Genomic DNA, 19,633 nt, shown 5'->3' with positions numbered 1-19,633 from the left:
TTTCTTGTTCCAAGGATAGCTATCAGTAACAGTGAGTTTATTTCCGGCTAATCCCGGCTCTAGTATAAGCTTATCACGGCAAACGCGTAAGTCCTAAAGCATTATAAAAAGCACCTCGCTTTTTACGAGGTGCCATTTACCCTTAGAATAAGACTTACGAAACAAAAGTCAAAGCAATGCCGGTTTTGTCCGCCCGGCCAGTGCGGCCGATGCGATGGATATAATCTTCGTAAGTCGCGGGGACATCGAAGTTAATCACGTGACTGACATTAGGAATGTCGAGTCCGCGGGCGGCGATGTCGGTGGCGACCAATATTTCTACGCGATCTTCTTTGAACATTTTGAGCGCCTGTTGGCGTTTGCCATGGGATTTATTGCCATGGATCGATTCCGCTTTAAAGCCACGAAGGCTAAGAATCTTGGAAAGTTTTTCTGTGCTGCTTTTCGTGCGAGCAAAGATGAGCACTTTCTGAAAGGCGGATTCATTAAGCAGGCTATGTAAAATTTCAATCTTATCTTCACCTTGCTTCACACGCACAACATCTTGATCGATCTGGGCGGGCGTGGCCTGGTTTCTGATTGAGATCCTGACTGGATTAACAAGAAAATCTTTGATCAAGTGTTCAATGGCCGGTGGCAATGTGGCAGAGAAAAACAGTGTCTGTTTTTTCTGGGTCAAAAATGACAGTAAGAATTTAATATCATTGATAAAGCCCATATCAAGCATCTGGTCGGCTTCATCCAGCACAACATTGGAAAAACGAGAAAGATCCAATTTTTTTTGTTGCACCAAATCTTTCAAACGTCCCGGTGTGCCGACGACCAAGTTCGGGCGTGAGCGCAATTGCGAAACTTGGCGGTGCATATTGGCGCCACCGATGATGACGACGGAAAAAAGATTAAGACCTCGAGTGAGGGCGATATATTCTTCTTGGATCTGTGTCGCTAGTTCACGGGTCGGTACGACGACCAAAAGTTTCTCGTCATGATTGGCCAGCATCTTATTGATCATCGGAATGAGAAAGGCAGCTGTTTTGCCTGTGCCGGTGTTGGCCAGACCGATCAAGTCTTTTCCTTCAAGGATGTGTGGGATGGTTTTATCTTGGATCGCGGTAGGAAGTTCATAACCACGCTGAGTGATTATTTGCTTTAAACGGTTATTGATCTTCATTTCCGCGAAAGGTGTTTCCGGCTTGTAGGCTTCTGCCGGGATATCAGTAACTGGAGCAGCTTTGTTGATGAATTTATCAATACTGATAAAGCTTCCGCGAAAACCTCGTTGACCACCACGAATGGGGCCATTGCTCCGTCCGGCGGGACGGGAAAAATTTCTGCGCGAAGAAGTACTAGTCGCGCGACTATAGCGTTTTTGAAACATATTTATTTGTGGAAGAGGCTTTCCTAAAAGAAAGGCTCTAAACATAAAAATTAAATGTTTTATGTTTAGATACTTGAGAGTTGCAGTAGACAAACGAAAGTATTAACATAAAAGTCAATTGTAGCACTGATTTAGCTGTTTGTCAAGCTTAATCTTTATTTAAATTTTGTAATTGACAAAGAAGCTTATGTTTGCTTGACTGGATGTATCTAATTACGGATGAATTGTTGAAAAAAACAGCCAAGAGAGAGGAGGAAATATGCCAGTGAAAGAGTTCTTTAAAACGGTTTGTGCGGGAGTTATGGTAGATCCTTCATCGGAAGCCTGCCAGAAGCTTGGCTATATGCCCAAAGAAATAGTCGCTAAATGTGACGATATTGGTATCGTTGTTGGTGTTGCGCCTAATGGAGCGGGCACGGATGTCGTTTGGTGTCTTTTTGAAAAAGACAACGGCCTGGTAAGGCATTTGCCACTACAATGCTGTTGCCAAAAAAAACTTTCATAGATCAAAGAGGAGGTGTCTATGCGGGAAAGATATTTTGAATTAGGCCCAGGTACCCGAAATGTTGAACGGACAGATGTGCCTTGTCCCGAATGCAGAACGGGAAAAGTGGTTATGTTTGACAAGTATATCTGAGGGTGGAGTAGGTTTCGCAGTTGCGATAACCCAAATTGTTCTTATCATGAACGAGGTCCACTTGGCGCATAGAACCGTATGCGCATACTATACTAGATACTCCCGGCTATCACAGTCCGGGAGATTTTTTATTATATAGTTTGACGTATTTGACAAAAAATCAAAAATGATATACGATGAAAACACTACAAAAAAGCCCCAAAGGGCTTTTAAAAAAGCTTAAAAAATCGTTATGAACAAACTTGTCCAATTTTTGAAAGAAGCCAAATCGGAGCTCCAGAAGGTGAATTGGCCGACAAAAAAACAAACCATCAACTATACTTTGACCGTGATCGGGATCAGTATCGTCTTGTCGTTTTTTCTCGGCGGACTCGATTTTGTTTTTGAGTATCTTCTGAAGACCTTTATCTTAAAATAAGCAATTTTTTATTAATTAAGTTTAGTTTTAGAAAAAACAATGGCAAAACAATCACAACATCACGGAAGATCATGGTATGTGCTCCATACCTATTCCGGCTACGAAGACAATGTAGCGCGTAATTTGAAACAGAGGATCGAATCGATGGATATGCAGGAATTTATCTTCGATGTGATGGTGCCGATCGAGAAAAAGATTAAAATTAAAGCGGGCAAGCGCACTGTGATTGAAGAGCGGATCTATCCTGGTTATGTTCTCGTCGATATGATCGTGACGGACGCTTCATGGTACGTCGTGCGAAACACACCGAACGTGACTGGCTTTATCGGTCTGGGCACAACGCCAACACCAGTTGATCCGAAAGAAATCGAGATGCTCAAAAAACGGATGGGTGTGGACGAGCCTAAGTATAAGATTGATGTGAAGGCAGGGGATATGGTCAAGATTATCGATGGACCGTTCAAAGAATTTGATGGTAAAGTCAATGAGGTGGACGAAGAAAAGGGACGAGTGAAAGTTTTAGTTTCCATCTTTGGTCGCGAAACACCAGTTGAGTTGGACTTTTTGCAGATTCATAAATTATAATTTTATAGTATTACCATTATGGCAAAAAAGATAAAGACAGTTGTTAAATTACAAATTCAGGCAGGGAAAGCTAATCCAGCGCCTCCAGTCGGACCAGCCTTGGGACAGCACGGAATCAATATCGGTGATTTTTGCGCTAAGTTCAATGACGCGACGAAAGACAAGATGGGCGATATTATCCCAGCGGAAATCACAATCTATGAAGATCGCAGTTTTGATTTTATCCTAAAAACTCCTCCAGCGTCAGATCTTCTGCGCAAAGCGGCAGGTGTGGAAAAAGGCGCGGGTAATCCATTAAAAGATAAGGTTGGTAAGATTACCGCGGCAAAGCTGCGAGAAATCGCAGAAAAGAAAATGTCCGATTTGAATGCGAATGATGTGGAAGCGGCAGAAAAAATCATTGCCGGAACCGCGCGTTCGATGGGTGTGAAGATTGAAGGGTAATTTTATATAACGTAGTACATTGAAATAGGGAGGTGCTCATGTTAGAGAGTAGACTGAGGTTTAGATTTTGGGTCGTGGCTGGCGTATATGCTTTTTTTGGCTTTGTGTTCACGTGGCTGTCATCGCATTACTTCCTTGTGGTTAATAAGAATCCCATTGCGTTTTTTATAATAATATCTGTCATTTTCGGATATACCGGGGGATACATTTGGCTCTCGGGGGATTATTTCAAAAGTGTTTTTGGATATTATCCCTGGAGAAAAAAACCAGACCATGATGATGAATGGATGGGTGAATTGCATGACTGATAAGGGCAACAAAGCAGATCATGCTCATTGCAAAAACCGGGTGGGAATTGTTAACCAAAAAAACAATTTTCCACCCAAAACTATAAAAATTATTTTTTAATTTTACTAAATATTTAACCAGTGGGAGATCGCTTGATCGCTTGAACCACAAAAATCATATGACACACGGAAAAAAGTATCGAGCAGTCGCGGAAAAATTAGACAAAGAAAAAAGCTATTCCTTGGAAGAGGCTTTGCAACTTGTGCGGGATAATAAGATCGCTAAGTTTGACGAATCAGTTGAGGTGCATATCAAGACAGGAATTGATCCAAAAAAAACTGATCAACAGATCCGTAGTGCGGTTTCTTTGCCACATGGAACTGGAAAGAATAAGAAAGTGGCTGTAATCACTTCAACAAGCGTTGATGACGCCAAGAAATCCGGCGCTGAAATTGTCGGCGGAGAGGAGTTGATCGAGCGGATCAAGAGTGGAAAAATCTTTTCTGAAGACGGAGGATTTGATGTCTTGGTCGCGACGCCGGAAATGATGCCAAAATTGGCGGTTGTGGCGAAAATTCTGGGACCTAAAGGTCTCATGCCAAATCCCAAGACGGAAACAGTGACGACTAAGATTAAAGAAACAGTGGACGCGCTCAAAAAAGGTCGCGCCGCCTACAAGACTGATAACTCTGGGAATATCCACCAAGTGGTGGGAAAATTATCTTTTACTGATGAAAAACTGCTGGAAAATATCAAAGCCTTTTTGGACAGCGTGGAAAAAATGAAACCAGCTAGTCTCAAGGGAAAATTGGTGCGTAACATCTCACTTTGCTCAACAATGGGCGTCGGTTTCAAAATCACAGTTTAATCTATCATCAACAAAAAAACTTTCGGTTTCAGTACTGAAAGTTTTTGTTTTTCAAAGCATAATTAGTCGCGGACTGTCCGCTAGCTAGCGGACAGTCCGCGACAAGAAAAAATATGAAAAGAAAAATAATTATCGGCCTGATCGGGGAAAAAGGAGCAGGAAAAGGAACTGTCGCTGAATACTTGATCGAAAAATATGGTGCGGTTCATTTTGGCACTTCCAAAATTTTGCGTCGGACGCTGGAGGATCTGCATCTTCCGGTGACGCGGGACAACTTGATCAAGTTGGCCTTGGTGCTCAAAGAGGGTTATGGTCCTTCGGTCATCATCGATTCTTTGATCCAAGATATGGAGAAGAGCGATGCGGATATCATCATTGCGGACGGTATCCGGATGCATGGCGATGTCGAGCCATTCCAGAAACACTATGGGGAGAATTTCTATCTGGCCTATGTGACGGCAGATTTGAAGTTGCGTTTCGAACGGACCAAAGCACGCAAGGAAAAAGCCGGAGAAGAGAATGCGACGCTGGAACAATTTCTTGAAGAGGAGGGGAAGTTGACTGAAATTTCCATCCATGAGATCGGCCGGCACGCCCAGTTTAAGATGAACAATAATGGCACAGCCGATGAGTTGAAAGAGCAGACAGAGAAGATGATGCAAGCACTTTTGAAGTAATCTTTTATAGTTGAAAATGTGAAAAACCGCCAGATGTAATTTTGGCGGTTTTTTGACCAAAAAAAGCTTTTATTAAGCCATTCTAGCTTTTTTTGTTTGACAAAAGTCCTATTTGGTGCTATACTATCAAGTTGGTGTATTTTTTGAAAATTCGATATTTTGCAAATTGGTTTTCAGGGTTTCGTGCGTAAGTTTGAAAGCGGAAACACCCTCCTTAGTTTTCGCGAGTAAGTCAAACGTATTTTTCCAGGATAATTCCGAGAGAGATGCAATCTTACGTGCGAAACTTTGAAAAACAACAAGGATGCAACTTACGCTTGTCCAAAAAATAATTTTCAAGGCGCGAGGCCTCTTATTGCTTTATTTTGTTATTTTTAGTTGGTCTGACTCCTGGGGTTTTATTTGGTTAGTCCGGGCTATAGATAAAATTATTTTTTGGACAAGCGTAAGTTTTTTAAGAAATAAATTTTTCTATTTCTTCCAGGATTGATTTTTCTTGCGCATTAATTTTTTCTAGCTCAAGCGCAGTCAATTTTCCCAAGACAAAATCACTGACTTCCATCTGGTTTTCAGTCTCATCTTTATTTTCATTCTTAATTCCGATTCGCAGACGAGCGAATTTTTTTGTGCCTAAAAGCTCGATGATATTTTGCACGCCGTTATGTCCGGCGGAAGTTGAATCACTAGCCAGCTTATATCTTCCGGCTAAGATGTCGATATCATCATGGATGACCAAAAGATCTTCGGGACTAAGTTTGTAAAAAGCCAGAATTTTTTGCACAGCTTCGCCGGACAGATTCATAAAGTTTTGCGGTTTGGCTAAGATTATTTTTTGACCATTTAGTTCGCCATGGGAAATTTCAGCAGAAAATTTGGCTTCTAGTCTAAAATTTGGCAATGACCATCTTTCCCGCAACTTATTGAGAAAAATAAATCCCAGATTGTGCCGCGTCGCGACATATTTTTGGCCGGGATTACCCAAGCCGATGATTAGTTTCATAATATTGCTTTAAATTATTTTAATTGCGTGAAGTATCCTCTTCGCCCTTCGAGAGAGGATGTCCGAAGGACAGGTGAGGGCAAGGGTAATGCTAAAAAAATAAAAATGTTCTGCGTAGGAAAGTAATAATTTTATCAAAAGCCCTTTCCCTCATCCGGCCTTCGACCACCTTCTCCCTAAGGGCGAAGGGGAATTAGTTAGATTTATTTTGCATATTTATCAGATCTTGATCATCTTGGGCTTTTTTGAAATCTTCGATCGAGTCTTCCGGCACGTTGTATTTTTCAATCAGATCCTTGCCGATGACTAGGACGATGTCCGGTGATTTTTTTTCAACTATTTTTTGGTATTTATCCGGCAAGGCATAGAAAACCTTAGCGGGAAGGCGAGTAGCTAATTCGTCAAGCGTGAATGGCTTGGTCCCTGAGTTGGAGTCATAGACGTTTGTCGTCTTTTCCTGATCTTTTCCTGGATCGGTGATAATAATTACGTTTTTGTAGACCAGATTTTCGCTGAGTAATTTTTGGATCTTGGTTACGATAGTATTATCTCCGCTTTTGTTAATGAGCGCAACCAAAGCGTTTTCCCCGCTAATTTCTTCGCGGCGTCTTTTGAGTTTATTCAAGTCAAAAATGTTTTGCGCCAACTCTTGGATTTCACTATAATTGCCGACGCGGGGGATTAGGACAAAGGCGGCAATATCGCCATAATAAACATGTGAGACTTTGAGCAAGCTGTCTTTATTCCAGGCATCGACAGTAGAATTGATGATGTTATTGGTGTCTAATTTTTTGCTCAGCTCAAAAAAACTGCCTATTTCATCCGATGACAGATTGGTCTTGATATTGTTCCCCAGCGCGTCGAAGAGCTTGTTCAAGGAAGAGATGTCAAAAAGGGTGGTGGCGGAAAAGATTTTATTTTTTGTCACTTGGATGATTTGTTGTTGCCTTTTGGCACGGCCAAAATCACCCTCTGGGTCATCGTGGCGTTCGCGAGCATATTTCAAGGCCATGTCTCCGTCAAGATGTTGAAAACCCTTTTTGAGATCAAATGTCTCATAGCTATAGTTCGGTCCGGGATAGCGCTCGTCATAGATGTCTCTAACATTTGTGATATTTACTCCGCCAATCGCATCGAGTACTTGCCGAAAACCGTCAAAATTAAGTACGGCATAATAGTGAATATCTAAAGAAGTGACAGTAGTGATTGTTTCAAGTAGTGGATCGATTGCTTTGCTCTGATCTTTTTCATTATTGAGTCCCGCCTGGTAGATGGCATTGATTTTTGTCTGCCAATCGGACGCGGGCACTTTGACATAGAGGTCACGCGGAAGTGAAAGCAATGCAACTTGGTTAGTTTTGAGATTCAAACTAGCAATCATGATTGTGTCCGTCAGATTTCTTCCTGGTTTTCCGTCTCCCGCTACGCCCAAGAGTAAAATATTGATTCTTTCACCATTGCTATTTTTTAACTCCAGCGGTTCATTTTTGGCAATTTGAGCGACAGAGGTGAGTGTGTCGAATAGATTTTCCGGTTTTTGGTAGACGTTTATCTTGTTGCTAAGAGAATTCAGTTTGTGCAAGAAAAAAGCTCCATAGGCGATTGCGCCGAGAAGGAGAAGTATGATAGACCAAAGAATCAGTTTTATCAATATTTTTTTTATCGCCATCCTTTTTTGTGAAAAAGTTGCACCGGAAGCTATTTAATCATAGCCTGTTAGTGGCCACAAGTCAAATTAGGGCTTTATATAAGGAAAAAATGCCCTTGCCAAACGGATAATTTTCTGCTATGCTTAAGAACATTCGAGGTCAACTTTAATCTATTTAAGAAGTATTTTTATGGAAGAAAAGGAACAGGAGGTGCGAGACGAAGTTCTTCGCGAAAAAGCAGGCTCTCCAAATGGAAATTATGTCGGTGTCGGAGGATTTGTTTTGGAAATAATCAAGATTATATTTTTGGCGTTCGTGATTATCGTGCCAATCCGGATGTTTCTCTTTCAGCCATTTTTTGTCCAAGGCGCTTCAATGGAACCAAGCTTCGAAAATGGACAATACTTGATCGTCAATGAGTTGGGGTTCAAGAAAACAACCGTTGGTCTAGATAGTATTAAATTTTTTACTGTTGGTGCTTTTCGAGAAATTACCAGGCAAAAAGTGGTTGTTTTCCGCTACCCGAAAGACCCGAGCAAATTTTTTATCAAACGCATCATTGGACTTCCAGGTGAGCGGATCGAAATAAAAGACGGCAGTTTCAAGATTTTTAACAAAGACAATCCCGATGGTTTCGTGCTTGACGAGAGCGCTTATTTGAACAAGAACGTAAAAACAGTCGGCGACCAATCAGTGACGCTTTCCGATAATGAATATTTTGTGATGGGGGATAACCGGCCGTTCAGTTCAGATTCGCGCGTATGGGGACCGGTACCAAGTGAGGATATTATTGGTGAGGTGTTGGTGCGCGCTTGGCCGCTCAATCAAATCTCAGTGTTCTAAATTTTTTAACTTAATTTTTTATCCCAACTTCCTATGCCTAAAGTCACAAAGAGTGTAACCAAAGAAAAGGGCGCGGTAAAAAAAGTTTCCAAAAAATCTAAAGCGGAAAAACCGAAAGACGAACCACTGGTTTTGCAGAATTTGCGCGGAATGAAAGACACTTTGCCGGAAGACCAAGCTTATTGGGAGCAGGCCAGGAAAGTCGCTGAACGCTTATCCCGAGATTATGGTTTTTCACGGATTGATGTACCACTTTTGGAATTTGCGAATCTTTTCACAAGAAATATCGGCGGCGGAACGGACATTGTGGACAAAGAGATGTATGCCTTCACGACGCGTGGCGGCGATAAAGTAGCCTTGCGGCCAGAGATGACAGCGGGAATTTGTCGCAGTTTTATCCAACACGGAATGCACACGCTAGCTAAGCCGGTGAAACTTTTTTCGATCGGCCCGGTTTATCGCTATGACCGTCCGCAAGAAGGCCGTTATCGCGAGCATTATCAGGCCAATTTTGATGCGTTTGGAGAAGATGATCCAATTTTGGATGCGCAGATGATCCAGATGGCGCATCGTCTGACACATTGTTTGGGCTTGAAATTTGTCCAAATCCAAGTCAATTCGATCGGTTGTGCTGTTTGTAAAAAAGACTACAATAATCTCTTGGTGAATTATTTGGAATCGAAAAAGACCAAACTTTGTCAAGATTGCAAGCGGAGATTGGAAATAAATCCGATGCGTGTTTTAGATTGTAAGGAAGATAAATGCGCTCAAGTGGCGGCCACGGCGCCGCAGGCCGTTGATCACCTTTGTGATGAATGTCGGGTGCATTTCAAGACATTGCTCGAATATCTGGACGAATTGGATCTGCCCTATACGATCAATCCGCGCCTTGTGAGAGGGCTTGACTATTACACAAGAACTGTGTTTGAAATTTGGTCCGGTTCAGAAGAAGGCAAGAAAGCTTCTCTTGGTGGTGGCGGTCGTTATGATCGACTGATAAAAATTATGGGTGGCGAGGATACACCAGCCATCGGCTTTGCGGTCGGCATGGAACGCATCATTGCAGAGATGAAAAGAGTGCAGGCCAAATCCTACAAACCGATGAAGCCGCGCGTCTTTTTGGCGCAACTGGGAGGCTTGGCCAAGAAAAAAAGTTTGCGCCTGTTTGCTGAGTTGGAGAAAAACGGAATTCTTACGGCAGAAAGTTTCGGCCGGGGCAGTCTCAAATCGCAACTGAAAATCGCTAACCGCTTGGGAGTAGAGCTGACGTTAATTTTGGGTCAAAAAGAAACGCTGGATGGCACGGTTATTATCAAAAATATGCAGACCGGCGTGCAAGAAACAGTTAGTATGGAAAAGCTGATCGATATCATCAAGAAAAAATTAAAAACGGACAATGTGGTTGTCTTTCACAATCACGAAGAGCCGATTATATAATAAAAATTTTAAGGAGAAATCCGCCTTCGCTTCTGTTGAAGCTTCGGCGTGACGAGGAAAAATTATGGAATGCTTATTTTGCAAAATCATCAACAAGGAACTTCCCGCTTCTGTTGTTTATGAAGATGATGATATCTTGGCCTTTAAGGATGTCCGTCCCTTGGCTCCAGTGCATATTCTGATTATTCCCAAAAAGCACATTGAGAGCTTAAATGACCTGACCGAGAAAGATGTCAACCTGGCTGGGCGGATGGTGCTCGTCGCCAAGAAAATTGCCATTGACTTTGACATTTCGCCAAAAGGGTATAAACTACTTACTCGGGTCGGTGAATGGGGCGGACAAGAGGTGGCGCACCTGCATATGCACCTCATCGGTGGAGTCCGGCTCTATGAGAATATCCGTCCTTGGGCGGATCGCTAAAATTAGATAATTGATTGTTTTGTAATTTGGTTGAACTTAGAAAGGAGGTTTTTTATGATCGAGGTAAAAAAGAAAGAACGTGAGTCACCGGAAAGCCTAATTAGGCGCTTTAGCCGCCGCATCCAGCAGAGCGGAGTTTTGATGCGCGCCCGAAAAGTGCGTTTTCGCCAGGATGAAAAAAGCAAACGCGAACTGCGCGCCGGAGCGATGTATAAGGTAAAAGTGCGTAAAGTTGTGAATAAGCTCAAAAAAATGGGCAAATTTGACGATCAAAACTTCAAAAACGTCAAAAAGAAATTGATCAAGTAATCTTATAAAACATATGCTAAAACAAACCATACTTGATGATCTTAAAGCCGCTATGAAAGCCGGGGATACAGTGAAGCGTGATACGCTCCGGATGCTTGATTCGATGGTGAAAAACGTCGAGATCGAAAAGCAAAAACGGGAATCCGGTCTTTCTGACGAGGAAGTGATGGAAGTGATTGGGAAAGCGGTGAAACAAAGAAAAGATGCTTCCGCGCAATATCTGTCCGGCGGACGCGCTGATCTCGTGGAAAAAGAAAATCAAGAGATTGCAATTCTGGCTGCCTACTTACCAGCCCAATTGGACGAGGCCACTGTGCGTGAAACGGTGAAAGCAGTGATCGCCCAAGTTGGTGCAACTGGAATGGCGGAAATCGGCAAAGTGATGGGACCAGCAATGGGAAAGTTGAAGGGCCAAGCCGATGGAAACCTGGTCAAAAAGATTGCTGAGGAAGAATTGGGGAAATAAAGCGTTCAGAAATTTATTACCGCATCTAATTGCAGGAACGGGTTTGTAACCCGTTCCTTTTAGTTTGTAAGGACCATCGGAGGGAGCGGGTTGGCTTGCCCTGATCTCGAAAAAATGCTAGGTTATATATAATTGATAAATTAAATAGTTTTATAATCTTATGAAAATGGAACAGGTGTTTGTATTGGGTGGCGGAGATATGCGCAAGGAAAAGAGTGGGGATTTTGTCGAATTTCAATCAGTAGGGGGCGTTGAGAATTTTTTAACTTATGAGGAAGAAGTTTTAAAAAGAGCTAGTCTCGGAGGACTTAGAGCCTCTAAACTTATGCGCGCTTTTGTTTTGGGCACCCTTATAGTTAGTTCATCAATGGGGCATGTTGCCATTGAAACAAAATCTGCAATAGCTGGAGAAATGGCCACTAAAGTTGAATCCAAAGAGCAATTACAGCTTCTAATCTCTGGAACTATTGACGGAAAAATACCATTTGAAATATATAAAACGAATTATCAGAGAGAGGATGATGTCGAATATCAGAAAAAAATAAAAGATGCTGATTTTATGAAAGTTGCTGAATTATGGAGAAAGGCTGATTTGAAAAGTTATAAGATTGTTGTTGGTGGAAAAGTGGCGGAAATTAATGAAGCAGAGATTTATTCAGATGGAGGTAGTCAATCTTTCAGAACCAATCTTGGAAATTTTTTTATTGCTCATCCATTAGCACAGGATCTTACGAGTGATGGTAGAAATGTTCTCCCGAAAAAGAGCAAGATTAGTTTAAATGACGAAAAAGATCATACAATTCAGATTAAAATAGATAACTTATTCAAATCTAAATAGTATGGCAACAAATACAGAAAAAGGTATAAACTTAATGATGAATTCCTCTCTGTCTGAAAATAATAGAGAGTATATGATTAATTTGCTGTCCCAAGCTAATGATAATCAGCTATGTGAGCTCGTCGCTTTATTAGAAGACAATCCCGACTTTCTTGAGAACTTAGTGGATATTTATCGAGCAAAGGAGGAATCGATAGTAAAAAATGACAAAATTTTGTGGCAAAGATTAGTCAATAAGGAGATCGAATTACTTAAAGAGTTGGAGAAGTAAGTCTTCTAGGAATTATTGTCGCATCCAACAGCAGGAACGGGTTTGCAACCCGTTCCTTTTAGTTTACTAGCTATAAATTTTATTAGGCGTAATTTCACAGTGCGGATTTGCGCTCGACCAATGCCAGTGCTCCGGTTCAGTGACATAATTTTTCTTCACTGGATTGTTGTGGATGTAATTTACTTTTTGCAAATAAAATTCCTCGGTTTCGATTATTTTCGGCATATTGGTTTTTTCCCAAAATTCATATTTTCCATCGGCGTCTAAAAATAATTTCAGCACATTGGGTTCTGTGCTTTCAATGTTTCTGTGAAATTCTTTTGAAGTAAATTTTTTGAAATCGCAAACAAAACCAGAAACATCTGGTGAGCTAGCTATTAGATGGAGATGATTTAGCATAAACACAAAAGCATAGATCTTTAGTTGCTTTTCTTTTTGGCAATATTTTAGCGAATCAGCTAGGATATTCCACCGATAATATTGATCGAAGAAGTAATAAAGATTTTTAACACTAAAAGTGAGGAAATAAGTTCCTGAGCTAAACTCTTTGTGTATTTTTACCGAAGGCATTTTTTGTTTTGATAAGCTAAAAAAGATTGTAAGCTATGCGGAACGGGTTACAAACCCGTTCCTGCCAAAAGGCGGGCGACACTAATTTGCTAGCTCGTTCCTGCGACAAGAATATTTTTTGTGCCGATGGTGGGACTTGAACCCACAAACCTTGCGGTACACGATTTTGAGTCGTGCGTGTTTGCCAATTTCACCACATCGGCGCGGTTTTCGCGCTATTTGGACTTATGCAAAAATTGTAGTATAATTTCATTATACAAAGATTATTCGCATGTCCCGTTTTCGCAATACGGGTTCGCGAAGCGAATAACCACTTATTGATTATGGCAAAGATTATTTCATTAGTCAACCAGAAGGGCGGAGTGGGTAAAACTACCTCGGCCATCAACCTTGCGACCTATTTGGCGTCGGCGGGGAAATTTGTGCTCCTAGTCGATCTTGATCCGCAGGGCAATGCTTCATCGGGCCTCGGGTTTGACATCCGCACGATTGAAAAAAGTCTCTATCACTCGATGATTTTGGGCGAACATCCTTCAAAAATTATTATGCGTACGGAAACACTGGGGCATGATCTGATTCCGTCTTCGCAAGATTTGGCGGGAGCGGGGATAGAACTTGTACATATGGACAATCGGGAATTTCGGCTCTATAACGTTTTGCGTGAAATTCGCACAAATTATGACTATATCATTATTGATTCTCCGCCTAGCCTTGGCCTGCTCACAATTAATGGTCTGGTAGCCTGCGACGAAGTGATTATTCCTGTGCAGACCGAATATTTTGCCTTGGAAGGACTGAGTCAGCTTTTGAACACCATCACGCTTGTGAAAGAAAATTTGCAGCCAAATCTCAAAATTATGGGTGCACTGCTCACGATGTATGACAAGCGCAATCGTTTGGCACGTCAGGTCGTGAAAGAAGTGCAAGATCATTTCCCTGGGCACGTTTTCGAAAGTGTCATTCCACGAAGTGTGCGTCTCGCTGAAGCACCTGGCTTTGGCAAATCAATCCTCGGATTTGATTCTTTTTCGCGCGGTGCAAGATCCTATAAAAATTTTGCCAAGGAAGTGATCGGGCTGGAGAAAAAAGAAGTTAAAAAGTTTTCAGTTTAAAAATAAAAAAATGGCACAAAACTATGGACTGGGAAGGGGATTATCATCACTCATCCCACAAAGAAAAGCAACTAGCGCGGGCGCTGACGAGGGGGAGAAAAAAATCACCAAGCCGGAAGCGGATTTTAATTATTTCGGTACACGCGCAGAAAAATTAGAGGTGCCCGGCGGAAACGGAGCTCAGCTCCGGAGCACCGGAGCTGAGCTCCGTAGCGATGTTGCGCCAAAACTTTTGGAAGATAATGAAGTTGAAATTAGCAAGATCGTGCCTAATCCGCATCAGCCGCGGTTTCATTTTGATGAGACGAAATTACAGGAACTTTCCAACTCAATCAAGGAGCATGGCATTATCCAGCCGATCGTGGTTAGTCGCAATGGTGAGAAATATGAAATCATCGCCGGTGAACGGCGTTTTCAAGCAGCCAAATTGGCAGGCCTTCTGAAAGTCCCGGTAATTTTACGTGACGTGACAGAACAACAGAAACTGGAATTGGCGATCATCGAAAATATCCAGCGGCATGATTTGAATCCAGTCGAGGAAGCGCGGTCATATCAAAAATTGATGGAGGATTTTGATTTGAGTCAAGAAGAAGCGGCCATCAAATTGGGCAAGAGTCGTTCGACGGTGGCGAATAAGCTTCGAATCCTGAACCTTCCTGTAGAGATTCAAAAGGCATTAATGGAAGACAAGATTACCGAAGGTCACGCCAAGGCAATTTTGGCACTGGAAAATCCGGAAAAACAAAAAGCACTGTTCGATCTGATTCTCAAAAGTGGTCTCACTGTCCGTCAGACGGAAAATAAGACAAAAGAAGTTTCCGTGCGTACGCACAGTCGCCAGGTCAGCGTTGACCCGGAACAAAAAGCCCTTGAGGATAATCTCTCTCAAGCCCTAAACACCAAAGTTAAATTGCAAAAATCCGGCGCAGGCGGAAAAATTGTGATTGAATTTTATTCCGAAGAGGAACTGAGAAATATCGCAGAGAATATTGAGCGGATTGGGAAGTAGGATCGAACGTAAATATTATTAACAAAATTTAGCACAATTAAAACAATTTTTATGAAACACAACAGCTACGCAAACGGCGGTCTTCAAAACATTGAGTTTAGTAACAATGGTTTCGATAAATCGGTCGGAGTTGTCGAGCCTGGCAAATACACCTTTACGCCTGATCGTGAAGAAACAATCCAGTGCTTAACGGGATTACTGGAAATCAATAATGAGCAATGCATACCAGGTCAAGAGATTGTAGTCAAGCAAGGTGCGCCATTTACTATTGTAGCAAAAGAAACCTCTAGCTATATTTGTCTGTATCAATAAGAATATAATATAGTGGAACTCAGCGTTATGGTAAAATCTTAAAAAAGCAAACCTTTAAAATTAGCAATTAAAATTATGGGCAGTTTCATCGAGATGAATGATACTCTGCAAATATCTAGGGAGCAGGGTTTTCCAAAAGAATTAGATTATGAGCAACATAAAATAAAGCCAATTGTTGCTTCTGATTTTGAAGGTAAAATTTTTGAGTTTAAAGATAAGCCTAAGGTTAGGATGTATCATTTACCGCCTGTTCGTAATTTTCTGGCTCAAAATATAGATGGTGAATGGCTTTACTGGGGACTTGTTCATGTTATTGAAGTTATTCACAACAATCTTAATCAAACAACTTCTGGAAAATTTAAAATAATCTATATCTATACACCAGAAGAAATGAAACACGCTCATAAGCTGATAGATAGAAACAAAGATACTGATTATTTGAAAGTTATGTGATTTTAATTGCGAAGAAAAGGCGATGCAATATGGACAAAAAAGAAAAAGAAAATAAAACAGATACGACCGTTGAAACTTATAATAATATCGTGAAGGAGTATATTGAGTATTTTAAGACCAAAGATCTGGGAGAGAATGTTCAATTTCAAAAAGAAATAGATTATATAGTTTCAGAATTAAAAGAAAATGCTGTGATCCTAGATGCAGGAACAGCCACGGGAGAATATCCTAAATATCTAACTGAGAAATGTTCAAAGAAATTTAGAGTTGTTGGAATCGATGCGGCAAAGAATATGATAGAAGTCGCAAAAAACAATGCACGCAAAGCAGAGTTTCAGGTAATGGATATTAGAAATTTAGAGTTTTCAAAGGAACTGTTTGATGTGATAATTTGTTTTGCTACGTTAACCCATGTTGATGATAATGAATGCTTGAAAATTCTAAATCAATTCGATCGTATACTGAAAAAGAATGGATTAATTGCAATAAATGTTTTGGAGTTAAAAAATAATAACAAAGAGATTTTTGGAAAAGAACCATTTAATCCAGAATACAAAACATACTTTAATAGGTATAGTAAAGATTTTTTCAGGGATTATTTTTCAAATAAAGGATATGCAATCCTGAAGTTCATTGATAATCCGCTGCTTAATCCAGAAAAATTTAACGGAGAATTGGCTGACGATAATCAATTTTCAATAATTGTAAGGAAAAATAAATAGTGCTTAGGAACGGAAATATTTATATGCGCAAAATCGATCTAAAAAACGTGGTTTGGAAGGAAGGGGAATATTATGTTGCTCAATGTTTGAACGTGGATGTTTCCAGTTTTGGAAAAACTAAAAAAGAGGCACTATGCGCTTTGGATGAAGCACTAGAATTATATTTTGAAAATTAAAATGTTCTCGAGGGACTTTAATACGATTTTAATTTTATAACTATGGGTATAGATCAGAGGTTGACATTTAATAGAATTGGTGGAAAAAACGAAAAAAATAAACCCGATGCTTTATTTGAAAACAGTGGTTTTAAGATAGAAAAAAAGCGGACATTAAACGGGGATAATATTTTTGAAATAAAAACTCACAGCGGGGATATTTTGTTTGTAGATTTTTCTTTTCCTGAATTTGATTTAAATAATGATAAATTATTTTACAGCAATAATCCTCCCGAGGTAAGAGCTACACCGTTAAAATTAGAATGTAAAACGTTTGAATTTTTGCAACTAGAAAATAAGTATAAAAATTCTTTAAGACAGAATTCACCCTCTACGCTTATTGGGAAAATTGAATTACTAGAACAGACTATGAAGCAAGAAATAAAGTCTAGTCTTGCTAATGAAAACATCCGCAGTAGTAATGATATTTTGATAAAAAAAAGTAGTGCTTGCGTTGGCCAATCGTTAATATCCTCAATGATTTTGAAAAAAGTTTTCCCCTCTCTGAGTGTGCAGACAATAGCGGGATCTACGGAGCAAGTTGGTCAAATGGAGTGTCAAACACACTCGTTTGGTCATGAATGGATAAGAATTCAGGAAAAAAATGAAGTTGTTCTGTACGATCCGCATTATCACAAAATTCGTTCTTATGATTTAAAAAATCCAACCACCAATGATAACGATCCTTTTGCAAAGTATGATGTTGATGCATTGCCTTTTGCGAAAATAGGTGAAATGCTAGAATCTGAAAGTGGGGATACTAATATGAAAATTATTGCAATAGATAATGAAGCTCGAGGGGAAGGATTGACATATAAATATCGTGTGCCAACTGACTTCGCTTTATACTCCCAAATATTTGGCAGTATTGCTGGTAATATTAGAAGTCGCGGAGGAAGTTTGAAAATAACCAACAACGGAATATCAACGCCAATTAAAAATCAACCTGATTCAGCAAGGTTGCTGTATCCTATTAAAAAAATAAACAAGGAGTAAAAGGTGATAAGCGGAATTCGCCTTGTAGCTCTAATCAGCTTTTTTCCAAAGCTGGACTAGAAATAAATATTTCCCTCCAAAAGGCAGGCAGGCAAGTCGGAGAGACTTGAGCCGACAGGGCGGGGGCAAATTGCCACCCTCCCTTTTTTTTAGAAAAGAATGGAAAGTAGATTTTTTATAACAACCCTTCTTTCTTCAAATATTTCTTAATCTGACTTTTTGCCAGAGACGTGCGGACAAACTTCAGCCAGTCGCGGCTGGGGTTTTTTTGATCTCGGGTGGTGAGAATCTCGATCACTTCGCCGTTTTGGATTTTATAATCCAAAGTAACCATCTTGCCATTGGCTTTGGCGCCATTCGCGCGGTTGCCGACTTCGCCGTGGATGCGGTAGGCGAAATCGATCGGCGTGGCATCTTCCGGCAGGTCGATTATATCTCCCTGCGGAGTGAACGCAAAAATATGATTTTTGAAAAAATCAATCTTGAGACTTTCCATGAACTCGGCGTCATCCTTGCCAAGATCATTTTGCCATTCGCGCAACTGATTGACCCAGGCTAATTCTTCGTCCGGCACGGCATATTTACTTTTCATAAAGAAATTTTTCAGTTTTCTTTTTTTCTCCGAATAGATCCAGTGCGAGGCAATGCCAAATTCCGCCTCGTCGTCCATTTTTTTGGTGCGGATCTGGACTTCCAGAAAGATGCCTTCTGGTCCAAAAATCGTGGTGTGGATCGATTGGTAGCCATTGGGTTTAGGCAGTGAGACGTAGTCCTTAATTCGGCCGACCAGTGGACGATATTTTTTGTGCACGATGCCGAGCGTTTCATAACAGTTGGCCAGTTCTGACACAATGATGCGGATGCCCAGGAGGTCATAGACCTTGCTGATGTCCATATCGTGGCGTTTTAATTTCTGGTAGAGGCTGTAGATGTGCTTGGTGCGTCCGAAAATTTCCAGCACGTTGATCCCTTCCTTGGTCAATTCCTTTTTCAGTTCAATGACCATCTTGTCGATGAATTTTTTTCTTTGGCCATATTCCGCCATGACTAATTTTTCCGTCGCGGCGAAATTTTCCGGATCGAGATATTTGAACGATAAATCTTCCAAGCGAACCTTGATCTCTCCGATTCCCAGGCGATTAGCGATCGGGGCAAAAACTTCCATCGTTTCCAGCGCGATGCGCTGTTGTTTTTCAGGCGGAAGATATTCTAGCGTTTCCATATTGTGCAGACGGTCGGCTAATTTGATGAGAACGACGCGGATGTCTGAGGCCATGGCCAAAAACATCTTGCGCAGATTTTCCAAATAATTATCTTCTTTCGCTCCGCGCAATTTTATCTTACCCAGTTTAGTGACACCATCAACCATGCAGGCAATTTCTTTGCCAAATTTTAGTTCCAGCTCCTTGAGCGTGACAGTTGTATCTTCCGGCACATCATGCAAAAGTCCCGCGGCAATCGTTTTGGAACCCAAGCCGATACGCGCCAGATTGAGCGCGGTATGCAAAGGATGCTGGATATAGTCGTCTTTGCCGGATTTGCGTTTTTGGCCCAAGTGGGCTTTCTCCGCGACAGCATAAGCACTGCGGATCAGAGCTTCTTTTTTGAATTCCAGATTGAACTTGACGTTACGCAGGACATCTTCAATGGTAATTTTTGCTTCGATAGACATAAAATTATTCTTTTTAACGCCTCCTCGCCCTTCGGGAGAGGAT

At 41.0% G+C, this 19,633-nt stretch carries 25 protein-coding genes and 1 tRNA gene; 20 read left to right on the top strand and 6 right to left on the bottom strand.

Translation table 11 applies throughout. From position 1 onward, the window contains the following. Positions 1-154: 154 nt before the first annotated feature. A complete protein-coding gene (locus WC848_05035) occupies positions 155-1,378 on the bottom strand; it encodes a DEAD/DEAH box helicase (GenBank protein MFA5962019.1) in 1,224 nt (407 codons plus the stop codon). 259 nt (positions 1,379-1,637) lie between these two features. Between WC848_05035 and WC848_05030 the strand changes: the two genes are divergently transcribed. The 6 genes from WC848_05030 (at position 1,638) to WC848_05005 (ending at position 5,295) form a co-directional block, all read left to right on the top strand. After that, complete coding sequence (locus tag WC848_05030; protein MFA5962018.1) at positions 1,638-1,883, top strand: hypothetical protein; 246 nt, start codon at positions 1,638-1,640, stop codon at positions 1,881-1,883. 364 nt (positions 1,884-2,247) lie between these two features. Then, positions 2,248-2,433, top strand: a complete 186-nt coding sequence (secE, locus tag WC848_05025; protein MFA5962017.1) for a preprotein translocase subunit SecE — start codon at positions 2,248-2,250, stop codon at positions 2,431-2,433. 39 nt (positions 2,434-2,472) lie between these two features. Next, positions 2,473-3,018 (top strand): transcription termination/antitermination protein NusG, encoded by a 546-nt coding sequence (gene nusG, locus WC848_05020; protein MFA5962016.1) that lies wholly within the window; start codon positions 2,473-2,475, stop codon positions 3,016-3,018. Positions 3,019-3,036: 18 nt separating this feature from the next. Further along, a complete protein-coding gene (rplK, locus tag WC848_05015) occupies positions 3,037-3,462 on the top strand; it encodes a 50S ribosomal protein L11 (protein MFA5962015.1) in 426 nt (141 codons plus the stop codon). Between the two features lie 466 nt (positions 3,463-3,928). Beyond that, positions 3,929-4,618, top strand: coding sequence for a 50S ribosomal protein L1 (gene rplA / locus WC848_05010; GenBank protein MFA5962014.1), 690 nt, complete (start codon positions 3,929-3,931; stop codon positions 4,616-4,618). A gap of 113 nt (positions 4,619-4,731) precedes the next feature. Next, positions 4,732-5,295: an AAA family ATPase gene (locus WC848_05005; GenBank protein ID MFA5962013.1), complete on the top strand. Its 564-nt coding sequence runs from the start codon at positions 4,732-4,734 to the stop codon at positions 5,293-5,295. Between the two features lie 454 nt (positions 5,296-5,749). Here WC848_05005 and pth read toward each other — a convergent pair whose 3' ends face one another. After that, positions 5,750-6,295: an aminoacyl-tRNA hydrolase gene (gene pth / locus WC848_05000; GenBank protein MFA5962012.1), complete on the bottom strand. Its 546-nt coding sequence runs from the start codon at positions 6,293-6,295 to the stop codon at positions 5,750-5,752. A 193-nt stretch (positions 6,296-6,488) separates the two neighbouring features. Next, complete coding sequence (locus tag WC848_04995; GenBank protein MFA5962011.1) at positions 6,489-7,964, bottom strand: LCP family protein; 1,476 nt, start codon at positions 7,962-7,964, stop codon at positions 6,489-6,491. Positions 7,965-8,133: 169 nt separating this feature from the next. Between WC848_04995 and lepB the strand changes: the two genes are divergently transcribed. The 7 genes from lepB (at position 8,134) to WC848_04960 (ending at position 12,529) form a co-directional block, all read left to right on the top strand. Beyond that, positions 8,134-8,787, top strand: a complete 654-nt coding sequence (lepB, locus tag WC848_04990) for a signal peptidase I (protein MFA5962010.1) — start codon at positions 8,134-8,136, stop codon at positions 8,785-8,787. 33 nt (positions 8,788-8,820) lie between these two features. Beyond that, the gene (hisS, locus tag WC848_04985) at positions 8,821-10,224 is read left to right on the top strand and encodes a histidine--tRNA ligase (GenBank protein ID MFA5962009.1); all 1,404 of its coding nucleotides are present in this window, start codon (positions 8,821-8,823) and stop codon (positions 10,222-10,224) included. A 64-nt stretch (positions 10,225-10,288) separates the two neighbouring features. After that, entirely contained in the window at positions 10,289-10,645 is a 357-nt protein-coding gene (locus WC848_04980) for a histidine triad nucleotide-binding protein (GenBank protein MFA5962008.1), read from the top strand. Positions 10,646-10,699: 54 nt separating this feature from the next. Continuing rightward, complete coding sequence (locus WC848_04975; protein MFA5962007.1) at positions 10,700-10,954, top strand: hypothetical protein; 255 nt, start codon at positions 10,700-10,702, stop codon at positions 10,952-10,954. A gap of 13 nt (positions 10,955-10,967) precedes the next feature. Beyond that, positions 10,968-11,420, top strand: a complete 453-nt coding sequence (locus WC848_04970; GenBank protein MFA5962006.1) for a GatB/YqeY domain-containing protein — start codon at positions 10,968-10,970, stop codon at positions 11,418-11,420. 160 nt (positions 11,421-11,580) lie between these two features. Further along, entirely contained in the window at positions 11,581-12,258 is a 678-nt protein-coding gene (locus WC848_04965) for a hypothetical protein (GenBank protein MFA5962005.1), read from the top strand. A 1-nt stretch (position 12,259) separates the two neighbouring features. Further along, positions 12,260-12,529 (top strand): hypothetical protein, encoded by a 270-nt coding sequence (locus WC848_04960; GenBank protein ID MFA5962004.1) that lies wholly within the window; start codon positions 12,260-12,262, stop codon positions 12,527-12,529. Between the two features lie 66 nt (positions 12,530-12,595). Here WC848_04960 and WC848_04955 read toward each other — a convergent pair whose 3' ends face one another. Continuing rightward, a complete protein-coding gene (locus tag WC848_04955) occupies positions 12,596-13,099 on the bottom strand; it encodes a transposase (protein MFA5962003.1) in 504 nt (167 codons plus the stop codon). A 121-nt stretch (positions 13,100-13,220) separates the two neighbouring features. Continuing rightward, a tRNA-Leu gene (locus tag WC848_04950) sits at positions 13,221-13,302 on the bottom strand. A gap of 120 nt (positions 13,303-13,422) precedes the next feature. Between WC848_04950 and WC848_04945 the strand changes: the two genes are divergently transcribed. The 7 genes from WC848_04945 (at position 13,423) to WC848_04915 (ending at position 17,918) form a co-directional block, all read left to right on the top strand. Then, positions 13,423-14,211: a ParA family protein gene (locus tag WC848_04945; GenBank protein ID MFA5962002.1), complete on the top strand. Its 789-nt coding sequence runs from the start codon at positions 13,423-13,425 to the stop codon at positions 14,209-14,211. Positions 14,212-14,221: 10 nt separating this feature from the next. Next, positions 14,222-15,220: a ParB/RepB/Spo0J family partition protein gene (locus WC848_04940; protein ID MFA5962001.1), complete on the top strand. Its 999-nt coding sequence runs from the start codon at positions 14,222-14,224 to the stop codon at positions 15,218-15,220. Positions 15,221-15,271: 51 nt separating this feature from the next. Then, positions 15,272-15,532 (top strand): pyrimidine/purine nucleoside phosphorylase, encoded by a 261-nt coding sequence (locus tag WC848_04935; protein ID MFA5962000.1) that lies wholly within the window; start codon positions 15,272-15,274, stop codon positions 15,530-15,532. A 75-nt stretch (positions 15,533-15,607) separates the two neighbouring features. Continuing rightward, complete coding sequence (locus WC848_04930; protein ID MFA5961999.1) at positions 15,608-15,985, top strand: hypothetical protein; 378 nt, start codon at positions 15,608-15,610, stop codon at positions 15,983-15,985. 29 nt (positions 15,986-16,014) lie between these two features. Further along, positions 16,015-16,707, top strand: coding sequence for a methyltransferase domain-containing protein (locus WC848_04925; GenBank protein MFA5961998.1), 693 nt, complete (start codon positions 16,015-16,017; stop codon positions 16,705-16,707). A 23-nt stretch (positions 16,708-16,730) separates the two neighbouring features. Further along, positions 16,731-16,883 carry a hypothetical protein gene (locus tag WC848_04920; GenBank protein ID MFA5961997.1) on the top strand — a complete coding sequence of 51 codons (153 nt, stop codon included), beginning with the start codon at positions 16,731-16,733 and terminating at the stop codon, positions 16,881-16,883. 42 nt (positions 16,884-16,925) lie between these two features. Then, complete coding sequence (locus tag WC848_04915) at positions 16,926-17,918, top strand: hypothetical protein (protein MFA5961996.1); 993 nt, start codon at positions 16,926-16,928, stop codon at positions 17,916-17,918. A 175-nt stretch (positions 17,919-18,093) separates the two neighbouring features. On the opposite strand, the gene WC848_04910 is transcribed toward WC848_04915, so the two are convergent. Next, on the bottom strand, positions 18,094-19,590 hold the full coding sequence (locus WC848_04910; GenBank protein ID MFA5961995.1) for a RelA/SpoT family protein: 1,497 nt from the start codon (positions 19,588-19,590) through the stop codon (positions 18,094-18,096). Between the last annotated feature and the right edge of the window lie 43 nt (positions 19,591-19,633).

This window comes from Parcubacteria group bacterium (assembly GCA_041659505.1).
In the GTDB taxonomy this organism is placed as follows: domain Bacteria; phylum Patescibacteriota; class Minisyncoccia; order Moranbacterales; family UBA2206; genus UBA9630.
The sequence above is the reverse complement of the archived record's forward strand: the minus strand, read 5'-3'. Positions and strand labels throughout refer to the sequence as shown.

What these genes read in the sequence shown, in the direction of transcription:
- WC848_05035 (MFA5962019.1), bottom strand. Translation starts at nt 1,378, where the DNA reads ATGTTTCAAAAACGCTATAGTCGCGCGACTAGTACTTCTTCGCGCAGA.
- WC848_05030 (MFA5962018.1), top strand. Translation starts at nt 1,638, where the DNA reads ATGCCAGTGAAAGAGTTCTTTAAAACGGTTTGTGCGGGAGTTATGGTA.
- secE (MFA5962017.1), top strand. Translation starts at nt 2,248, where the DNA reads ATGAACAAACTTGTCCAATTTTTGAAAGAAGCCAAATCGGAGCTCCAG.
- nusG (MFA5962016.1), top strand. Translation starts at nt 2,473, where the DNA reads ATGGCAAAACAATCACAACATCACGGAAGATCATGGTATGTGCTCCAT.
- rplK (MFA5962015.1), top strand. Translation starts at nt 3,037, where the DNA reads ATGGCAAAAAAGATAAAGACAGTTGTTAAATTACAAATTCAGGCAGGG.
- rplA (MFA5962014.1), top strand. Translation starts at nt 3,929, where the DNA reads ATGACACACGGAAAAAAGTATCGAGCAGTCGCGGAAAAATTAGACAAA.
- WC848_05005 (MFA5962013.1), top strand. Translation starts at nt 4,732, where the DNA reads ATGAAAAGAAAAATAATTATCGGCCTGATCGGGGAAAAAGGAGCAGGA.
- pth (MFA5962012.1), bottom strand. Translation starts at nt 6,295, where the DNA reads ATGAAACTAATCATCGGCTTGGGTAATCCCGGCCAAAAATATGTCGCG.
- WC848_04995 (MFA5962011.1), bottom strand. Translation starts at nt 7,964, where the DNA reads ATGGCGATAAAAAAAATATTGATAAAACTGATTCTTTGGTCTATCATA.
- lepB (MFA5962010.1), top strand. Translation starts at nt 8,134, where the DNA reads ATGGAAGAAAAGGAACAGGAGGTGCGAGACGAAGTTCTTCGCGAAAAA.
- hisS (MFA5962009.1), top strand. Translation starts at nt 8,821, where the DNA reads ATGCCTAAAGTCACAAAGAGTGTAACCAAAGAAAAGGGCGCGGTAAAA.
- WC848_04980 (MFA5962008.1), top strand. Translation starts at nt 10,289, where the DNA reads ATGGAATGCTTATTTTGCAAAATCATCAACAAGGAACTTCCCGCTTCT.
- WC848_04975 (MFA5962007.1), top strand. Translation starts at nt 10,700, where the DNA reads ATGATCGAGGTAAAAAAGAAAGAACGTGAGTCACCGGAAAGCCTAATT.
- WC848_04970 (MFA5962006.1), top strand. Translation starts at nt 10,968, where the DNA reads ATGCTAAAACAAACCATACTTGATGATCTTAAAGCCGCTATGAAAGCC.
- WC848_04965 (MFA5962005.1), top strand. Translation starts at nt 11,581, where the DNA reads ATGAAAATGGAACAGGTGTTTGTATTGGGTGGCGGAGATATGCGCAAG.
- WC848_04960 (MFA5962004.1), top strand. Translation starts at nt 12,260, where the DNA reads ATGGCAACAAATACAGAAAAAGGTATAAACTTAATGATGAATTCCTCT.
- WC848_04955 (MFA5962003.1), bottom strand. Translation starts at nt 13,099, where the DNA reads ATGCCTTCGGTAAAAATACACAAAGAGTTTAGCTCAGGAACTTATTTC.
- WC848_04945 (MFA5962002.1), top strand. Translation starts at nt 13,423, where the DNA reads ATGGCAAAGATTATTTCATTAGTCAACCAGAAGGGCGGAGTGGGTAAA.
- WC848_04940 (MFA5962001.1), top strand. Translation starts at nt 14,222, where the DNA reads ATGGCACAAAACTATGGACTGGGAAGGGGATTATCATCACTCATCCCA.
- WC848_04935 (MFA5962000.1), top strand. Translation starts at nt 15,272, where the DNA reads ATGAAACACAACAGCTACGCAAACGGCGGTCTTCAAAACATTGAGTTT.
- WC848_04930 (MFA5961999.1), top strand. Translation starts at nt 15,608, where the DNA reads ATGGGCAGTTTCATCGAGATGAATGATACTCTGCAAATATCTAGGGAG.
- WC848_04925 (MFA5961998.1), top strand. Translation starts at nt 16,015, where the DNA reads ATGGACAAAAAAGAAAAAGAAAATAAAACAGATACGACCGTTGAAACT.
- WC848_04920 (MFA5961997.1), top strand. Translation starts at nt 16,731, where the DNA reads ATGCGCAAAATCGATCTAAAAAACGTGGTTTGGAAGGAAGGGGAATAT.
- WC848_04915 (MFA5961996.1), top strand. Translation starts at nt 16,926, where the DNA reads ATGGGTATAGATCAGAGGTTGACATTTAATAGAATTGGTGGAAAAAAC.
- WC848_04910 (MFA5961995.1), bottom strand. Translation starts at nt 19,590, where the DNA reads ATGTCTATCGAAGCAAAAATTACCATTGAAGATGTCCTGCGTAACGTC.